19 protein-coding genes and 1 riboswitch are annotated in these 16899 nt (G+C 40.6%); of the genes, 11 read left to right on the top strand and 8 right to left on the bottom strand.

The features are described 5' to 3' along the window. Positions 1–812 precede the first annotated feature (812 nt). A riboswitch (SAM riboswitch) is annotated at positions 813–930 on the top strand. 144 nt (positions 931–1074) lie between these two features. The 5 genes from MHB50_RS21000 to MHB50_RS20980 all read left to right on the top strand — a co-directional run bounded on the left by MHB50_RS21000 (position 1075) and on the right by MHB50_RS20980 (position 5637). Then, positions 1075–1920, top strand: coding sequence for a MetQ/NlpA family ABC transporter substrate-binding protein (locus MHB50_RS21000; protein WP_205179471.1), 846 nt, complete (start codon positions 1075–1077; stop codon positions 1918–1920). A gap of 81 nt (positions 1921–2001) precedes the next feature. Then, on the top strand, positions 2002–3039 hold the full coding sequence (locus tag MHB50_RS20995) for a methionine ABC transporter ATP-binding protein (RefSeq protein WP_205179469.1): 1038 nt from the start codon (positions 2002–2004) through the stop codon (positions 3037–3039). Next, complete coding sequence (locus MHB50_RS20990) at positions 3023–3685, top strand: methionine ABC transporter permease (RefSeq protein WP_205179527.1); 663 nt, start codon at positions 3023–3025, stop codon at positions 3683–3685. The genes MHB50_RS20995 and MHB50_RS20990 overlap by 17 nt, the downstream gene beginning before the upstream one ends. Positions 3686–3719: 34 nt before the next feature. Further along, positions 3720–4559, top strand: a complete 840-nt coding sequence (locus MHB50_RS20985) for a MetQ/NlpA family ABC transporter substrate-binding protein (protein WP_205179468.1) — start codon at positions 3720–3722, stop codon at positions 4557–4559. Positions 4560–4731: 172 nt separating this feature from the next. After that, positions 4732–5637 carry an acetamidase/formamidase family protein gene (locus MHB50_RS20980; RefSeq protein ID WP_205179467.1) on the top strand — a complete coding sequence of 302 codons (906 nt, stop codon included), beginning with the start codon at positions 4732–4734 and terminating at the stop codon, positions 5635–5637. 925 nt (positions 5638–6562) lie between these two features. Here MHB50_RS20980 and MHB50_RS20975 read toward each other — a convergent pair. Together MHB50_RS20975 and MHB50_RS20970 are read right to left on the bottom strand one after the other, a co-directional pair. Continuing rightward, complete coding sequence (locus MHB50_RS20975) at positions 6563–7960, bottom strand: VWA domain-containing protein (RefSeq protein ID WP_205179466.1); 1398 nt, start codon at positions 7958–7960, stop codon at positions 6563–6565. Positions 7961–7970: 10 nt separating this feature from the next. After that, positions 7971–8141, bottom strand: coding sequence for a hypothetical protein (locus tag MHB50_RS20970; RefSeq protein WP_205179465.1), 171 nt, complete (start codon positions 8139–8141; stop codon positions 7971–7973). 486 nt (positions 8142–8627) lie between these two features. Here MHB50_RS20970 and MHB50_RS20965 point away from each other — a divergent pair, with 486 nt between their 5' ends. The 5 genes from MHB50_RS20965 to MHB50_RS20945 all read left to right on the top strand — a co-directional run bounded on the left by MHB50_RS20965 (position 8628) and on the right by MHB50_RS20945 (position 13277). After that, entirely contained in the window at positions 8628–9131 is a 504-nt protein-coding gene (locus MHB50_RS20965; RefSeq protein ID WP_205179525.1) for a hypothetical protein, read from the top strand. 4 nt (positions 9132–9135) lie between these two features. Next, on the top strand, positions 9136–10065 hold the full coding sequence (locus MHB50_RS20960; protein WP_340084660.1) for an ABC transporter substrate-binding protein: 930 nt from the start codon (positions 9136–9138) through the stop codon (positions 10063–10065). A gap of 495 nt (positions 10066–10560) precedes the next feature. After that, positions 10561–11130 carry a biotin transporter BioY gene (locus tag MHB50_RS20955; protein WP_340084659.1) on the top strand — a complete coding sequence of 190 codons (570 nt, stop codon included), beginning with the start codon at positions 10561–10563 and terminating at the stop codon, positions 11128–11130. A gap of 194 nt (positions 11131–11324) precedes the next feature. Then, positions 11325–12017 (top strand): Crp/Fnr family transcriptional regulator, encoded by a 693-nt coding sequence (locus MHB50_RS20950; protein ID WP_339160832.1) that lies wholly within the window; start codon positions 11325–11327, stop codon positions 12015–12017. Between the two features lie 831 nt (positions 12018–12848). After that, on the top strand, positions 12849–13277 hold the full coding sequence (locus MHB50_RS20945) for a hypothetical protein (protein ID WP_340084658.1): 429 nt from the start codon (positions 12849–12851) through the stop codon (positions 13275–13277). 647 nt (positions 13278–13924) lie between these two features. On the opposite strand, the gene MHB50_RS20940 is transcribed toward MHB50_RS20945, so the two are convergent. From MHB50_RS20940 to MHB50_RS20915, 6 genes are all read right to left on the bottom strand, one after another. Continuing rightward, positions 13925–14731 carry a metal-dependent hydrolase gene (locus MHB50_RS20940; protein ID WP_340084657.1) on the bottom strand — a complete coding sequence of 269 codons (807 nt, stop codon included), beginning with the start codon at positions 14729–14731 and terminating at the stop codon, positions 13925–13927. A gap of 105 nt (positions 14732–14836) precedes the next feature. Continuing rightward, complete coding sequence (locus tag MHB50_RS20935) at positions 14837–14989, bottom strand: hypothetical protein (protein WP_340084656.1); 153 nt, start codon at positions 14987–14989, stop codon at positions 14837–14839. A gap of 29 nt (positions 14990–15018) precedes the next feature. After that, on the bottom strand, positions 15019–15300 hold the full coding sequence (locus MHB50_RS20930) for an LLM class flavin-dependent oxidoreductase (protein ID WP_340084655.1): 282 nt from the start codon (positions 15298–15300) through the stop codon (positions 15019–15021). After that, positions 15218–15523, bottom strand: a complete 306-nt coding sequence (locus MHB50_RS20925) for an LLM class flavin-dependent oxidoreductase (protein ID WP_340084654.1) — start codon at positions 15521–15523, stop codon at positions 15218–15220. The genes MHB50_RS20930 and MHB50_RS20925 overlap by 83 nt, the downstream gene beginning before the upstream one ends. Before the next feature lie 94 nt (positions 15524–15617). Continuing rightward, entirely contained in the window at positions 15618–15782 is a 165-nt protein-coding gene (locus tag MHB50_RS20920; RefSeq protein WP_340084653.1) for an LLM class flavin-dependent oxidoreductase, read from the bottom strand. A 324-nt stretch (positions 15783–16106) separates the two neighbouring features. Continuing rightward, positions 16107–16424 carry a DUF3870 domain-containing protein gene (locus MHB50_RS20915; protein ID WP_340084652.1) on the bottom strand — a complete coding sequence of 106 codons (318 nt, stop codon included), beginning with the start codon at positions 16422–16424 and terminating at the stop codon, positions 16107–16109. 312 nt (positions 16425–16736) lie between these two features. On the opposite strand from MHB50_RS20915, the gene MHB50_RS20910 reads away from it, so the two are divergent. Further along, entirely contained in the window at positions 16737–16895 is a 159-nt protein-coding gene (locus MHB50_RS20910; protein ID WP_139345665.1) for a cytochrome C oxidase subunit II, read from the top strand. The last annotated feature ends 4 nt before the right edge of the window (positions 16896–16899 follow it).

Here is a 16899-nt window from a genome sequence, read left to right as displayed (position 1 = left end):
AGGAAAGCGATCTTTGCTTTCCGAGGAAGCTGAAGCTGCCCGCGGAAAGCGAAATATGTTGACGTAGCGATGATAGGGATTTTTTTAACACAAATAAACCGAACAATTCATTTATAATTGTTCGGTTTTTGCTATTTCGTATTTGCTTATGTCCCAGCCGTTAGACATCTCGTCCTTTACGTTCAAAAAAAAACAACCTCTTGAAAAATGTCGTTAGGTTTTACACCTGATGCAAAGCTCGGTGATACTAGTCCATATTTAAAAAAGCTAAAAATATTTCCGTAAATGTTTTTTGTTTAAAATTATGTATAATCTTATTAAAAGGAGATGATCATAATGATAAAGTACAGACGTTTTTTATATCTCAGCTTTATCGTTTCTATAAGCATAGTCTTAATCTCTCCTTCTCAAGGAAAATCGTATGGACTTCCTTTTAACTGGGTAATACATCATGGACCTAATAAATTAACTACTACATTTCTCCTTTTTTCTCCTAAGAATTTATCAACTACTGAATTTATCCCCTCTGCATTTTTATTAAATGTGTTTATTATCTATTTCTTAATAATTGGAGTATATAAATTTTTGACAAAGATAAATAAAAATCGTCAAACAAATTAATTTTATAAAATTTGCTCTTTCATTGCGTTCCAAAAACTTCTCCTTAAAAACTAAAGAGTCCAATAATTAAAAACCCAAGAATGTGATTTTAAAGCTTCGGTTTTACTTTTTGATTTTCAGTTTCCATGAAAAATTTGTTGACATTTTTTCTAACTAAGGATAATATCTATGTAACAATTGAATTTGAAATTCTCTTATAAAGAGCGGCGGAGGGACTGGCCCTGTGAAGCCCGGCAACCATTCTTGTTTGACGAAACAAGAACAGGTGCTAAATCCTGCAAAATACTGTTGTATTTTGAAAGATAAGAGAGGTAAACCGATTTACTTACAATGTATATCCATGCCTCTCATTTTGGGAGGCATTTTTCATTTTGAAGAAAAAACCTCCCCGTATGTGATTTTCAACATACGCCTTAAATGCAGACTAAATATATAAAGAAAAGAGGAAATGACATGCACAAATGGTTATTAACTAGTTTCGTTGTGTTGCTAGCACTTACCCTTGCCGCATGCGGTGGAGGAAAAAGCAGTGAAAAAGAAACTGTAAATAAAGAATCAACATCTGAAGGTCTTCTCAGCGACGGCAAATTGACAGTCGGCGTAACGGCCGGACCGCACGAGCAAATTGTGGAAAAAGTAAAAGAGCTTGCAGCAAAAGAAGATTTGGAAATAGAAGTAAAAGTTTTCACCGACTATGTCATGCCGAATATCGCTTTGGACGAAAAAGAGCTTGATCTCAACGTATTTCAGACGATACCTTATTTAGATCAATTTAAAAAGGACAGAAACCTGGATCTTGTAAATGTGGGCGAAACAGTAACGTTCCCGATGGGTATTTATTCTTCCAAAGTAAAAGATGTGCAAAAACTGCAAAAAGGGGCAAAGCTCGGTTTGCCTAACGATCCTACAAACGGCGGCCGCGCTCTCGTTTTATTCGAAAAAGCCGAATTGATTACACTAAAAGAAGGCTCGGGAAACACGCCAACTGTCAAAGATATCGAAGAAAACAAAAACAACTTTGAATTTGTGGAATTGGAAGCATCCCAAATTCCCCGTCAGTTGGAAGAACTGGATGCGGCGGCGATTAATACCAATTATGCGATCGAACATGGATTCAAACCTGGAAAAGATGCTATCTTTATCGAATCGAAAGATTCTCCATGGGTAAATATTGTTACGGCAAGAGCCGAGTCCAAAGACGACGAAGCGATTCAAAAGTTTTTGGATGTGTACCGCTCTGATGAAACAAAACAATTTATTGATGAAACATTTGAAGGATCTGTCATTCCTTCCTGGTAAGGAATGAAGGGGGCCACCCGTCCCCGAATATTCTTCCAGCCATTACGGGTTTGAAAATAAAGCATGAAGGAGCAAATACACATGATCGAATTGGCGGGAATTTCAAAGACATTTAAAGGCAAGCAAGGCTCTATTCACGCATTAAAGAATGTGTCACTTTCAGTGAAAAAGGGTGAAATATACGGTGTCATTGGATACAGCGGCGCAGGAAAAAGCACGCTCATCCGTTGCGTCAATTTATTGGAAAAACCGGATACGGGTTCTGTAAAAGTAAAAGGGATCGATTTAACAAAGCTGTCTACCAAAAAACTTCGCGAAGCCCGCAGTAACATCGGAATGATTTTTCAAGGCTTTAATTTGTTAAAGACGGCTACTGTTTATGAAAATATCGCCCTGCCGCTGAAACTTGCCGGATTCAGCAAAAAGGAAGTGGAAGAGCGGGTCAAGAAATATATAAAAATCGTTGGACTCGACGAAAAGCATCATGCCTACCCGGCCGAACTGTCCGGCGGGCAAAAACAACGGGTAGCCATTGCCCGTGCGTTGGCTTTCGAGCCCGAAGTCCTTTTAAGTGACGAAGCGACAAGCGCATTGGACCCTGATACAACGGAGGCCATTCTGGAATTGCTGTTAAAAATCAATAAAGAGCTCGGCATCACGATTTTGTTGATTACGCATGAAATGAACGTCATCCAACGAATTTGCGACCGTGTGGCCGTCATGGAAAAAGGGGAAGTAATCGAGGAAGGAAAAACGAAAGACCTCTTTACTTCACCGCAACATCCGACGACGAAGCGGTTTGTCAGCAATCTGTTTACACATAAAATACCAAACGACATGCTGGAAAAATTAAATGAAAGCGGCCAAGTCGTTACTCTCTCTTTCTTCGGGGAATCAAGCGGCGAACCAGCGTTGGCCACTGTTACAAAGAAGTTTGATATATATCCAAACATTCTATCAGGCAGCATTACACATTTAAAAGAAGATACCTTTGGCCAGCTTGTCGTTCATATGAAAGGTGATCCGGCCGAAATTCATAAAGCCATTCGGTATTTGGAACAAGATCAGGTTCATGTGGAAGGTGTGAAGATTAGTGACGAAAATAAACGAGTTTCTTGACAACTGGGGCGCTGATATTTGGGAAGCCATCATCCAAACCTTCCAAATGGTCGGAATCTCTTTAGGAATATCCATTTTAATTGGCTTGCCTTTGGGAATCATGCTTGTTTTGACCCGTCCGGGAAAAGCTCTCGGCAATAAATTTGTTTTTGGTGTTTTAAACGTATTGATTAATATTATCCGTTCAGTTCCATTTATTATTTTGTTGTTCTTTATTTTGCCTTTTACAAAATTCATTGTCGGAGTAACGATTGGTGTAAAAGGGGTGATCGTGCCGCTCGTTATTTATACAGCGCCCTATATCGCCCGCTTAATGGAAACCGCCCTCTTAGAGGTGGACCGCGGAGTGATTGAAGCATACGAAGCGATGGGGATGAAAACAAGGCATATCGTATGGCACGTGCTTGTAAGGGAGTCCCGCTCATCCATCATTCTTGGTTTAACCATTGCCACCATCTCCTTAATCGGAGCAACGGCCATGGCGGGACTTGTCGGCGGCGGCGGTCTTGGCGACCTTGCTTACCGCTACGGACACCTCCGTTACGAAGTCGATGTGATGTATGTAACAGTCATCTTGCTCATCATCCTTGTGCAAGGGCTACAGTCGCTTGGCAACCGCTTGGCAGCCAAATTGAAAAAAGACTAATCAACCATCAAAAAAAGAAAAGAGGAATGGCAATATGAAAAAGTGGCTCTTATCCAGTTTACTCCTCATACTGATCGCCGCCCTTACAGCTTGCGGAGGCGGCGACAAAGAAAACGCGGGAGATAAAGACGAAAAAGCGAAAGACCTGCTCAGTGACGGAAAGCTGACTGTAGGTGTCACCGCAGGTGAACATGAGGAAATCATGGAAAAAGTAAAAGAACTGGCCGCAGATAAAGACCTGGAAATTGATATAAAAACTTTTTCCGACTATCTCATTGTGAACGAAGCACTGGCACAAGGAGATCTTGATCTGAACGTATTCCAACATGAACCTTATATGAACAAACAAAAAGAAGATCGCAACTACGATATCGTCAACGTCGGAAATACGATTACGACCCCGATGGGTGTATATTCCAATAAAGTGAAAGATCTCGGCGAACTGAAAAAAGGCGCAAAGCTGGGATTGCCCAGCGACCCGACCAATGGCGGCCGCTCCCTCCTATTATTTGAAAAAGCCGGACTGATCAAACTGAAGAAAGGCGCTGGCGATACACCATCCGTCAAGGACATTGAAGAAAACAAAAAGGATTATGAATTTGTAGAATTGGAAGCCGCGCAAATTCCACACCAATTGGATGATTTGGATGCGGCGGCCATCAATTCCAACTACGCGATTGAAAGTGGACTCGTTCCAACAGAAGACGCCATCTTTATGGAAGAAAAAGATTCCCCGTGGGTGAATATTGTTGCCGCCAGAGCGGAAAGTAAAGATGACCCTGCGATTAAGCAATTTTTGGAAGTATACCAGTCAGAAGAAGTCAAACAATTTATTGATGAAACATATAAGGGTGCCGTTATTCCCGGATGGTAATTGGGAAGGTACCGAACTAACCGGAAAGGCGGATGTAGCACAAATAGGGCTGCCCCCGCCTTTTTGCCATGTTGATAGAGAATAGATCACCAAATACGACGAAAATTGACTTACCTAACTTCTATGTTACGATAGGCTTAATATGTACTTTTTATAAAAGGGTGGGAAGAGAATGCCGCAAATAGTACCAACGGGAAAGCCTATTTATTCATTTAGCAAAGAACACGAACCCGTTATAAAGGTGGACTCGGGAACCAGGTTGGTAGTTGAAGCTTACGACTGCTTTGAAAATCAAATCCAGTCCGATCATACAACGATGAACAGTATTGATTGGAACCGAATTAATCCCGCAACTGGCCCCATTTACGTAGAATCGGCCAAGCCGGGAGATGTATTGGCTGTAACGATTCACAGTATTGAAATTGGGGAAAGTGGCGTGCTTGCTACTGGACCAAATTTGGGTGTCATGGGCCATCGAATCGATGAATTTACCGTGAAAATCACTCCAATCGAAGACAACTATGCCATTTTTAATGAAAAAGTGAAAATCCCGCTTAATAAAATGATTGGTGTGATAGGTGTTGCTCCTGAGGACGATGCCGTGCCTTGCGGCACACCGGGAAGCCATGGCGGAAACCTGGATACACTTCTCATTGCAGAGGGAGCGACCATCTATTTCCCTATTTTTCACGAAGGGGCTTTGTTTGGCCTGGGAGATATGCATGCAGCAATGGGAGACGGAGAAATTGGTGTATCCGGTATCGAAGTTCCGGGAAAAGCGGATATAACCTTACAAGTATTCAAAGGAAAAAGCTTGAAGCACCCCGTGGTTAAAAATTCAGATGGTCTGAGTCAATTAGTATCAGCCAAGACATTGGACGAAGCCGCCAAAACGGCCGTGGAAGAAATGGTCGATCTGCTCCTTCCCCATACAGACCTTGAACTGAGCGAAATGACGATGCTATTAAGCGCGATTGGACATACTCAAATCTCGCAGATTGTTGACCCTTTGTTAACGGCTAGGTTCTTTGTACCCCAATGGTTTTTAGATACGTATAACATAAAGATATTTGGTTAAAAATCCCGTATAGAAAAACAAAGGAGTTGTCCATTAAGTCGATTTTTTCGGCCATTGGGCGCTTCTTTTTTTATTTAAAAACGTTGTGAAGGACCTCGCCTGTATCCTTTTTAAACAGTGGCGATTGGACATGTGTGTGGCAGCATACCAAGAAATTAGACGAGACACTGATTGTTCCTGAAGCAAAGTAGATGTTCATCATTACATTTTGCTAAAATCGGTAACCTGTTTTGTTTTTTTTGGCAGAGTTAAAGGTTTTAACCGGACTTTATCCGGACGTCGTTAAGCGTATAGAAAAAGATGAGGCCTCATAGTTTTTTGGTTAATTTGTTAATAGCAAATTGAAAAGCAAAAAAAGGAATGCGAGTATTGGTGCTGAATGGATCATTGATGAAAAAAGCATAACCAAATGTGATAGCTGTAACGATAAATAAAAGAACGTGCCATAATTGGTTTTTTTGAAGGTGGTTGATATTTAGCAAAGTTAAATATCGAGTTTACAAACCATAAATATGAATTTGCAATGAGGAGTTCAGAAAATATATTGGAAAATAATGGGAATTCCTATAACTCCTGTACATCTGAACGAGTCTCCCGTTGTACTTTCCTTCAACATCTTCCACTGGTTGAATGATATTTCCGACATCTGTCCGAAAGCTTGTAATGATCATATGGCGACCTTGCCGTTCGGGTATTTAGTCAGAAACGGATTTTTTCCCCAGTGAATGCACGGCAGACACTTTCAAACCACTTCTTTCCAAACAGGAAGTGGCCATGGCGAAAACATGATCCACTTCCTTGCATGTAAGTTGGACGATGCGACATTATGAAAAAGTTGAAAACCCTACAGTGGGAAACCTCTTTTTTTCTATTTCTCCCCGATTCATGATGTCCAAACGAGAGCTGGAGGCTGTTCAACTTTTTTCTATAGATCAAGGTCCTTTGTTACATGATCCATTTTCTCTTTTATGCTGTCCGCGGTATCAAAAATTTCACGATGCTTTTCTTGTCTGACGGAGTCTGCATATTCCTTAACGGTTTTCGTCCGTTCATCTATTGCATCTGAAATAGCTAGTTTGGTATCCAGATCCATTATGTCTTCATCCGATAGTTCGTTTAAAGCTGTTTTCATTCGATCATGCTCCCTGTTCAGTGAAGTGAGGTAATCTCCCTGTAATCCCCTGAGCTCACTAGCCATTCTGACAGACGAAACGTTAGTACTATGGGAATTTTGGCTAAACCAGTATCGCCACCCTGTTTTTCCCATGCTTTCCTTCCAGCTTTTCGTAACCTCTTCATCCAATTCCTGTTTGTTATTAACCGATGTATACTTTCCGCCTCCGGCATTGGCCACCTCTTTCAACTGGCGATCAGCTTCGTCGTCCACATCAAATCCGATAATATTCATTTGCAGGTCTGTTAGTGAATGCTTGGCAGCCTTTGCTGCTTGAACAGGATCCCCATCACATGTTTCAATACCATCACTAACAACATAAATAAATGTTTTTGCCTCCTCACTGCTCGTTTCTTTTAGCTCCTTTTCCGCTTTCTGTATGGCTGACGCAAGCGGCGTCCAACCACTCGCATCAAATTGATCTAACGCAGCGGAGAATGCTTTTTGATCGTATGCTTTCAAAGGATACACGGTTTCGATGCTTTCACATGACAGCTTTTTGTCCTGATCGGACCCTGTCCCTTTATGACCGAAGACAGATAAGGAGATGTTCACATTCTCCGGCAAGCTTTCTGAAAATTGTTCGATGCTTGACTTTGCCAATGCCATTTTTATACCACCTGGAACTTCCGCCTTCATGCTTCCACTGGCATCTATCAAAACAGCTATATTCACTTCATCCGGCTGTTCGTTTAATTCTTCTTCACTGACATCCTGAACGAGTCTTCCGTCGGGTAGTTTTAGTTCGTGATACTTTACTTCCATATCTCTCACTGGCTGAATGACATTTCCGACATCCGTACGGAGACTTGTAATAATTGATGTTGCCCACTGCTTGGCATCCCAATCCTTCGTATCTTTGTTTTTTATTTCTTCCAGGTATTCAGCTACAGCTTCTTCTTCTGCTTTTTCATACTCTTCTTGATCAGCAAACTCTTTTTTTCCGATATATTTTTCGAACAAGTGTCCAGCCGGTTCTTTCTCGATTTCTTCTCCAATCAGGCTGTACGTTTCTTTTTCTTCTGTAGTCTTTTGTGTTTTTGATGTACCAGTATTTTCTTTAGGTTGGCCACTTTTTGTTTCGTCCTGCTGACAGCCAAGCAAGGCCACGCAGACAAGTAGCAAAATCAGCCAAGGCTTCTTCAACATTTTTCACTTCCTAATTTGATATTAATGCTATAAGTTTAGTATAGTTTTTTTTGAAAAAATTAAAAACGTCCTTTTTGCCTAACACTAAAATACTATTAGAAGCCAGGTTAAATTCTTTCACAAATAGCTTTATTTGGGCGGGTGTTGGCAGAAAAAGAATGGCGTTTTCTAAAAACAACATGACCTCCCTCACCTATTCGTCAAGTTTGTTTGCCCGTCATTGGCGCATAATCTATGTTATGCGAAACTTAAGTGTTTTTGTCCTTGACGCAGTCCAGGCCATTATCCTTAAGCAGTCGCTCAAAAAATGATATTGAATCTGTCTCTACCCGGAAACCTGTCAAACTATCATACGAAACGTGATATACTGGCTAAATAAGTCAAATTCTTGCAGAAGTGTAGCCACTTATTTTAAGCTTGATAGGAAATCTGGCCAGTTGGAACTGGTAGTGCCGATGATGCCTTACTGTTCGGTTGACCCATACTATTTGCTCTTCTGAATACAGGGGTAATTGATGAACCTTGAGCGTTGCCCGCTTTTCCCCGGCCGTCTTTTTTTGGTCCGCCATCCGGACGTCAGAAGGCGGCCACTTCCACTGAAAAAGAAACAAAGGAGGGAAAGAACTTGAAAGAAAAGAAAGACTTGCGATATCTTTGTTATCCTTATATGCGTGAATCTGCTTCCACCGTGGATTTCGAAATCAGAACAGATTCATTGACAACACGGATTGGACAAGCGGCTTCGCTTACAAAAGAGATACCGGTTGTTCACGAAGATTTAATGTATTTGCTTCCGATGGTTTACCATTTAAATGGTTCTGTCCGTGGAAAAATGGCCATTACCGAAGAGGATGTAAACCGTCTAAGCAAGATGTACGACTTTTATGTGGCAGAAGTAAAAGATCGAATTGACCGTTTTGTCCTTCCACAAGGCACAACAGCGGCTTGTGTGCTTCATGTTTGCCGCAGTGAAGCGAAGAAATCTGTCCGTGCCCTACATAAAGTCAGTTTGGAAAAAGAAGTGCCAAAACGGCTCTTTGACTACACTCATCTTTTGGCCAATGTCTTATTTGTAATGGCAGTTTATGTGAATAAAATAAATGGCGTTGAAGAGATTCCTTTTATAAGCAAATCTTACCCTGTAAAACGGATGAAGAAATCGGAGGAATAATGTGATGAAACAGGCAAAATTACTTGGCTGGCTATCTGCTATTATTCTCGCTTTTTTTCTGAGTGCATGCCAGAATGCCGATAACAAAGGAAATAAATCAGCGGAAGCCGACCAACCCTACACCGTGACAGATGATACAGGAAAAGAAGTGACGTTTGAAAAAGCTCCGAAAACAGTTGTTTCTTTAGAACCAAGCAACACCGAGATCTTATTCGCGCTCGATTCCGGAGATAAAGTCATCGGCGCGACTGATCTTGACCAATATCCGGAGGAAGCAAAAGAAATTGAACGTGTTTCAGACTCTGTCCATATAAACACGGAAAAAATAATTGACTTAGATCCGGGTGTTGTATTTGCCTCTACAACAGCTGACGAAGGTGCGTTAAAGACGCTGGAAGATGCAGAAATTCCCGTTTTTGTAATCCAATCGGCCTCTTCTTTTGAAGATGTATTTGGTGATATAGAACAAATTTCCGAAGTAATGAATGTGAAAGAAAAAGGAGAAACATTGATCAAAGATATACAATCCCAAATAGCGGAGGTAGAAAAGAAAGTCAAAACAATTGAAAATCAGAAAACAGTCTATGTAGAAATGATTCCCGCTCCCGAAATGTATACAGTTGGAAAAAATACACTTCAGGATATGATTTTACAAAAAGCAGGTGTGAAAAATACATTTGGCGACCAAGTAGGCTTAATAAATGTGACGGCTGAAGAAGTGGCCAAGCAAAACCCGGAAATAATCGTGACAACGGGGCTGCATGAAAATCCGGTCACAGAAATCCAAGAGCGCAAAGGTTGGGAAAACATCAACGCCATTCAAAACGACGAAGTATATCTAGTGGATAATGACCTAATGGGCAGTTCAGGACCAAGAATCGGTGAAGCTGTTGAGTTGGTTGCAAAAACCGCTTATCCCGAGCTTTTTCAATAATGTATAACAGCTGGTGTAAAATGTCAGTGTGTCGCGACTTTTTATCCCGCATGTAAGGTGCCGTAAAACTCCCACTTCAAGACCTTGAGTGAATACATAAGGTCCAGGTGTGAGAAAACGGCACCTAAATGCCCGATCGGTTCAACTAACATTCAGTAGGTGCCCTACTGAATGAAGTTTCACTGTATCCCGCATATAAGGTGAAGGTGCCGTAAGACCAAGACCTGAGTTGATACAAAAGGTCTAAGTGGAAGAAAACGGCACCTAAATGTCCGGTTCGTTCAACTAACATTTAGTCAGAGGAGATGGAAGAAAACGCCTACTGAATGAAGTTTCCCTTTATCATCGGCCTTTCTTGATCTCGTTTTCAGGCATCGGATATGAGTGTTTTTCGTTACAGTGCTTATTTCAACAAATGATTGACAAAACCCTCTCCAACCATTAAATTAAATGAAACCTTATTTTTATATCTGGTTAACAATTGGAGGGAAAAGGATGACACCGGAACGGCAAAAGCTAAGAGGAATGATGATTGCGTCACTGTTTGCGGCCATAATCGGCATCTTTGCACAAATTACCATACCGCTTCCGTTAGTGCCTATTACAGGGCAAACGCTTGCCATCGGACTTGCCGCCACCATTCTTGGTGCAAGATATGGTACATTATCAGTTTTGCTCTATATTTTAATGGGAGCTGTCGGAATCCCTGTGTTTAGCCAGTTTTCGGGCGGCTTTTCCGTACTGGTCGGGCCAACAGGCGGCTTTATCGTCGGGTTTATTCCGACAGCCTTTTTCATAGGCTGGTACCTGGAAAAAACAGCCTTCAAATTTACCCAAGCAATGATTGCCAATACAATCGGGATGTTTATTACACTGTTATTTGGAACTGCTTGGCTCAAAATAGCTGCCAACTTGAGCTGGCCAGCGGCATTCGCCAGTGCTTTTGCACCGTTTATTATGGTCGGCCTTTTGAAAGCGGCACTCGCTTCCTGGATCGGGGTTATTGTACGTAAAAGACTAACAATTGCCAACATATTGTTCGCGCCAAAAGAAAAATCCGCTTAAATGAGGAAGCCAGCCGCTTTACACAATTCTTCCTTATTTGGGCGCTACCGCGAACAAGTTCCTGAAGTACAACGGCTATTTTCTAAAAATAAAATAAAGTCATAATCAAAGTGAAACTCCGCTTTGCGCCGTGGTATACTATAGAGTAAAGACGAATACGTCTTGAAAAAATAACATGTCAGGTGGGGATACCCATGAATTTGACAGAACGGGAGCCCGTTAATTTACACGATCTGCTATTAATCCGGCACAAAGAAAAAGCATGGAAAAAAGGGGCGTATCTTTTTCAGGAAGGTGACAAAGCAAACGAAATTTATTATATTAAGTCCGGCAAAGTACGAATCGGAAAAATAACGCCTGACGGCCGGGAAATTACCTTCAGAATTGTAAATGCGGAAGACTTTATTAGTGAAGTGCGGCTGTTTTGCACACTTTCAACATACACCGTTCATGCCAAAGCAATCGAAGACTGTGAATGCGCCATCATCCATAAAGATGATCTGGAAGAGAATTTGTTAATCAATCCCGGACTTTCCGCCGAATTCATGAAAATGATGGGCATTCACCATCAAAAAACCCATTCTAAATTCCGCGACCTTATATTGCATGGAAAAAAGGGCGCTCTCTATTCAACACTCATTCGTATGACAAACAGCTATGGCATAAAAACAGACAAAGGGATAATCATTGACTTATCTTTGACAAACCAAGAGCTTGCCAACTTTTGCGGCATGAGCCGCGAGGTCGTCAACCGTCTTCTTGGAGCTTTAAAAAAAGACGGAGTCATTTCTATCGCTGATGGAAACATCATCATCCACGACCTCCAATTCTTAAAAGATGAAATCCATTGCGAAAACTGCCCTGTCGACATTTGCAGAATAGATTAAGAGTGTACTCTGTAAACAATAATCTTGTAATCTATGATTGTGAGGATCAACCCAATGCACCCCAAATTTTTTTATAGTTTTGCGGCAGGCTATGTAGTGAGTATGTTGACCATATATCTGATATCCGGATACTTTTCATTGTCTTTTACCATCGGATCATTTATAGGTATTGCCCTATTCGGATTAGGATTACATTTGCTTAAAACAAGAAAAAGCTAAGTTCCTAAGGCGTTTCGCGATTTTTGGTTTTTTTCATTCCCATACGGGCGCCAATCCAATCAGCCCCCTGCATGGCGATGGCGGTTTTCGCAATTTGTTCCGCCAACAGAATCGATATCGTTTTTCACTTCTCCAAGATTTCTTCTACAGTCATTGAGGGACATGGGAAAAAGCCTTTATGAAGCAAATACGAAATAGCAAAAACCGAACAATTCATTTATAATTGTTCGGTTTATTTGTGCTAAAAAAACCCCTATCATCGCTACGTCAAAATACTTCGCTTTCCGCAAGTCTCTTCAGCTTCCTCGGAAAGCAAAGGTCGCTTATGCTATGTAATACTTTTGTGGCGGGATTTCTAAGCATTTTTGCAGAAACCCGGGTTAGTTTTTTTATGTCATTTACTGAAAAATATATTATTCTAAAATTAAACACAACTTTTATATTTTGATCATTCTTTCTATCATTTGATCGGAGGCGAAATTTATCGAAGCTCGTAAAAGATTATCACTAGCTGTTTTAATTGGCAGTGTTCTACTATCTATTAGTCTCATTATTCTTAAAAGCAAGGGCCTTTATTTACAGTTAGGAATTCAACCAAACGGATTTAACCACATGGAAATAAGCCTATTCCTAACAATCTTAGTAATTATTTCTGGATTGGTTGTATTATCACAAAGCATCAAAGATATCGTTATTAAAAGACTTTTTATAACCATAGGCGTTGTGATTATATTCATGAAAATATTTTCACACTGGATGACGTATGACCGTTTAGAATACACTCATTTTACTTCACCCGACGGTAAAGAAGAATTTCTTGTCATTGAATCATATGTCAGTGAATTATATCAAATAACTAAAAATCCCTTTCTCATAGAGCATTTATCGACCATAAGAGGCTATCGTGGATTTCAACCGTTTCATAGGGGTAGTTATAAATTAGAATGGATTGATCCAAACACCTTGAAAGTATCTTACTTGAATAGATGCACTTCAGAAGAATATATAGATGTTCTTATTGAATATAAAAAAGAGAAGTAACCGAGCCTTTCGCCACTATGGAACAGGCTCGGTGTTTTAAATCCTACTGTTTGTTCATTTTCTTGCTTATGGTGTCTCTGAATGCTGAAGCTACTTGTTCTCCGTCACTAAGTGAATAGGGAGGAACGTCAAATGCACCCGTAAATTTCCACCTCAACTCAAGAATTCCTGGCTCGAAAAATTCAACAAATATTCACTTTGAGATTTTACCAGCTTAAGATCTCCAAAAAATCTATTGGTCAAGAAGGACGAGTATCTAGTTAGATACAAAAAAGAATAATACTCTTTGACAACTTCATGTAGTCGTCTATTACTACTAAGCAAAATCTTTCCTATATTAACAGCATCAATATCAGCTAGTAAATCATCAGAGCTAAACATGCTTCACTTCGTCTTTATGGCCAATCAAATCCATTGCTGCATCATAAGTTGTTGAGTGTTTCGAAGAATTGGCTGCTTGACCGGTAACTGTAAGTAAGTCGCCACCCCAACCTGCAAGATCAACCAGAGAGTGACTCCTTAAAAAGAATAGTTGACTGAATTTTTCTGTGGTTTTCTCCGGTTCCGGTGGCACGGACCATGATACGTTACTCGTTTCTCACCTCGCCGCAATCCTCGTGTAACTGAAATTCATTATCATGCCAATATTACTTATATACTGAGGCCTCCTGCAAAATAGGAAACTCTTTTTCTTCTCCGTAGTTAAGGATGATGACCTCTGTTTTATCATCATCCTCCAACAGATGTAGCAGCTTTTCATCTTTATTCATCATCGTTTCTATTACCGGAAATTGTTGAACCATGCCTTCCAAAACTTCGGGCCTGGGTGTGGTGTTGCTGTTCGGAAATTGATGGTTCGGGATCACGTATTCAACATCAAGCAGATGTTTCACAACATATGCCGCCTCTTCAGGTCCCATTACAAACTGCCCCGAGGCTGAAAGGATGGCCACGCTCGGTTTGTAAAAGTCTTGAATAATCTTCATATCGGCCATCATTGTAGTATCTCCTGAATGATAGAGCGTCCTGTCGCCATGAAAATTGAATATATACCCGGCAGGCTGGCCCCCATATATCGGCGTTCCTACCGTTTCACCATAAGATGAAGTATGCATCGCTTGTACCATTGTGACCTTCACATCATCAAGGTAAATAGAACCTCCATAGTTTAATAAATGAACATTAGAATAGCCCTTTTGCAGCAAGATCATTCCAAAATCGTACTGTGCCACTATTAGAACATCAGGATTGGCGTTTTCCACCTCTTCTAAGCCCTGGGTATGATCAAAGTGGCCATGAGTAATAAACACCGCATCAATCGTACGTAAAAATTCCGGCTTTGTGTACTCTTCAGGACATCCCGGGTTTAAACTCAAAAAAGGATCAATTAAATAGCGTTTCCCCTCCTTGCTCGTCAACAAATAACATGCATGTCCCATTCTTAAAACCTTCATGATAACTCCTCCTTCATTTATTTTCAAATAAGTATTACCGGCTAATGGGTGAGAGCGCCAAACAGTCATCTGGCCGAAGAACACCGAACAGCATTTCAAAAAATCTTACAAGGAAACTGTTTCTTTTTTTACTTTAAAAGCGGGCATGACCTTTTTAGCAACTAATTCCATGGAACGAAGTACTTGCTCATGTGGTAAGCCACCAAAATTCATCAGCATCATAATATGGTCACAGCCAGCATCCTCATACTTCTTCAAGCGGTTAATCACATCTTACGGAGAGCCAATCAGCAATTGTTCCCGCTCTTCAAGGTCTTCAAATTGCGCATTCCTCCGTATTGACGTGTATCCAAATAAAGATTTACATGTTTCTTTGCGATTTCTGTCGCTTCCTCCCGTGATTCAGCGACAAATGTATGGACAGCGAGCGGAATGTTTATTTTCTTTTCATCATGGCCAGATTCACGGTACACGTTCTTGTAGCGATCAATTATTTCTTTCAACTCTGAAATAGACTTGCTCGCCACATAAGGAACGCCCATAAATGCTATATCCCACCTTCGCGACAAATTCCGCTCCCCTTGGACTTAATGTGCCTATCCAAGTAGGAACTTCTTTTTGCTTCGGTAACATCTCCAATTTCACATCAAAAAATTGAAAGTATTCCCCTTTATGAGAAAATGTTTCTCCAGTCCACGCCTTTTCGAGTACCGCCAGCGCGTCGTTAACTCGAAAGGCTTTATCCTGTTCGTCAATATGAAACCCGGGGTAAATACCCGCTTCCCAATCCAAGATTTAAGCGTCCATTGCTTAAAACATCCAATATTGCATAATCTTCAGTTTTTTTAAATGGCAACGTAACAATCGATACTCCTAAACGAATATTTTAGGTCCTCTCTGCCGCCACCGATAACAGCATTTGCGGGGTTGTTAAAATGCCATACTCGCTAAAATGATGTTCCGCGAACCAGACAGAATGATAGCCAAGCTGATCTGCCCTCTCCGTTTGCTCTAATACTTCATAAAGCAATTGCTCATGCGTCCGACTCATTTTTTCTTTTTATTGATCAAATACAGTAAATAAAGCAAATTCCATACTGAACCTCCTCCTAGAAAATCTTTTTGGCAACAAAAAAAGCCGGCAGTAAAAGAACAGATGTTACGGCTATCCGCCTTGCATCGTGTTTCTTAAACTACTGGCTTGTCATCCACTTACCTGGAAAAGATGAGTATCCCTTCCACGTAGATAATCCAGTCTCACGCAATAAATGAAGCGCTTTCATTAGCAAGTATACTCTATATCTTTTTGACATTCAAGCCATTTTTCTACATATTACACAATTAAGTAAACTCAAAGCTTGGCTAATATTCCGCATTACTTCATATCGTGATAACGTTCATAAGCAGTAATAATGGATTGAATCACAGCGCGCTGTCCCGGAATGAGCAGCTTTGTTTCCACCTCTTGAATAATCTCTTCAACGCCATTTTTAATACACTTTCCACGGACCAAAGACGAAATAAATTCATTTGTCATCTTTAAGATGAAAGTAAAAGAAGCATCCACAATTATATCCGTTGACTTATCAATAATCAGGATGGCCCCGATCACCTTCTGTGTTTCATAAATCGGAGTACCTTTCGGGAACTGCGCAAAACCGGCAGTCAGAACATGATTCTTTTTCGTAACCACTGTCAATCCCCCTTTCAACCGTCTTTATATAGTAAATTTTCAAACTATTTATCACACTTATCTTATATAATCGAAGAATTATTCGTCAAGGAACGTTGCATACGTACTTTTCATTGTCACACTTGCTTTAAAAACTTCAATTTGGGGCCAGATTTTCCGATATTTGCCACCAACGCGAATCTTTTTTGTCAAAAATTTGAATGGATTATGAAGTTCATGTGAAATCGGTGTGAAGTGTGACTTTTGTCACAGAGAGGGGAAATCTGACGGAAGTATGATGGAATTAGAAATCAACGCGGGAGGGTGAGTACGATGGAACTAGAAAAAAGAACACCGGAAAGTGTCAACATTACTAAGGAACACCATCATTCGGAACCTAATTTAAAAGGAACACTTATCAGTGTGTTAGGCGTTGGAATCATCATTATTATTATGTGGGGCGCTACGTATTTTCTATATGCGGGCAGATAAAAAA

The sequence above is a fragment of the Siminovitchia sp. FSL H7-0308 genome (genome assembly GCF_037980985.1).
In the GTDB taxonomy this organism is placed as follows: domain Bacteria; phylum Bacillota; class Bacilli; order Bacillales; family Bacillaceae_C; genus Siminovitchia; species Siminovitchia thermophila.
Note: the sequence above shows the minus strand (reverse complement) of the source record. Positions and strands in the feature narration are given on the sequence as shown.

What these genes read in the sequence shown, in the direction of transcription:
- MHB50_RS20945 (WP_340084658.1), top strand. Translation starts at nt 12,849, where the DNA reads ATGGAAATAAGCCTATTCCTAACAATCTTAGTAATTATTTCTGGATTG.
- MHB50_RS20995 (WP_205179469.1), top strand. Translation starts at nt 2,002, where the DNA reads ATGATCGAATTGGCGGGAATTTCAAAGACATTTAAAGGCAAGCAAGGC.
- MHB50_RS20910 (WP_139345665.1), top strand. Translation starts at nt 16,737, where the DNA reads ATGGAACTAGAAAAAAGAACACCGGAAAGTGTCAACATTACTAAGGAA.
- MHB50_RS20965 (WP_205179525.1), top strand. Translation starts at nt 8,628, where the DNA reads ATGCGTGAATCTGCTTCCACCGTGGATTTCGAAATCAGAACAGATTCA.
- MHB50_RS20950 (WP_339160832.1), top strand. Translation starts at nt 11,325, where the DNA reads ATGAATTTGACAGAACGGGAGCCCGTTAATTTACACGATCTGCTATTA.
- MHB50_RS20920 (WP_340084653.1), bottom strand. Translation starts at nt 15,782, where the DNA reads ATGAGTCGGACGCATGAGCAATTGCTTTATGAAGTATTAGAGCAAACG.
- MHB50_RS20975 (WP_205179466.1), bottom strand. Translation starts at nt 7,960, where the DNA reads ATGTTGAAGAAGCCTTGGCTGATTTTGCTACTTGTCTGCGTGGCCTTG.
- MHB50_RS20985 (WP_205179468.1), top strand. Translation starts at nt 3,720, where the DNA reads ATGAAAAAGTGGCTCTTATCCAGTTTACTCCTCATACTGATCGCCGCC.
- MHB50_RS20980 (WP_205179467.1), top strand. Translation starts at nt 4,732, where the DNA reads ATGCCGCAAATAGTACCAACGGGAAAGCCTATTTATTCATTTAGCAAA.
- MHB50_RS21000 (WP_205179471.1), top strand. Translation starts at nt 1,075, where the DNA reads ATGCACAAATGGTTATTAACTAGTTTCGTTGTGTTGCTAGCACTTACC.
- MHB50_RS20955 (WP_340084659.1), top strand. Translation starts at nt 10,561, where the DNA reads ATGACACCGGAACGGCAAAAGCTAAGAGGAATGATGATTGCGTCACTG.
- MHB50_RS20940 (WP_340084657.1), bottom strand. Translation starts at nt 14,731, where the DNA reads ATGAAGGTTTTAAGAATGGGACATGCATGTTATTTGTTGACGAGCAAG.
- MHB50_RS20960 (WP_340084660.1), top strand. Translation starts at nt 9,136, where the DNA reads ATGAAACAGGCAAAATTACTTGGCTGGCTATCTGCTATTATTCTCGCT.
- MHB50_RS20970 (WP_205179465.1), bottom strand. Translation starts at nt 8,141, where the DNA reads ATGTTGTTTTTAGAAAACGCCATTCTTTTTCTGCCAACACCCGCCCAA.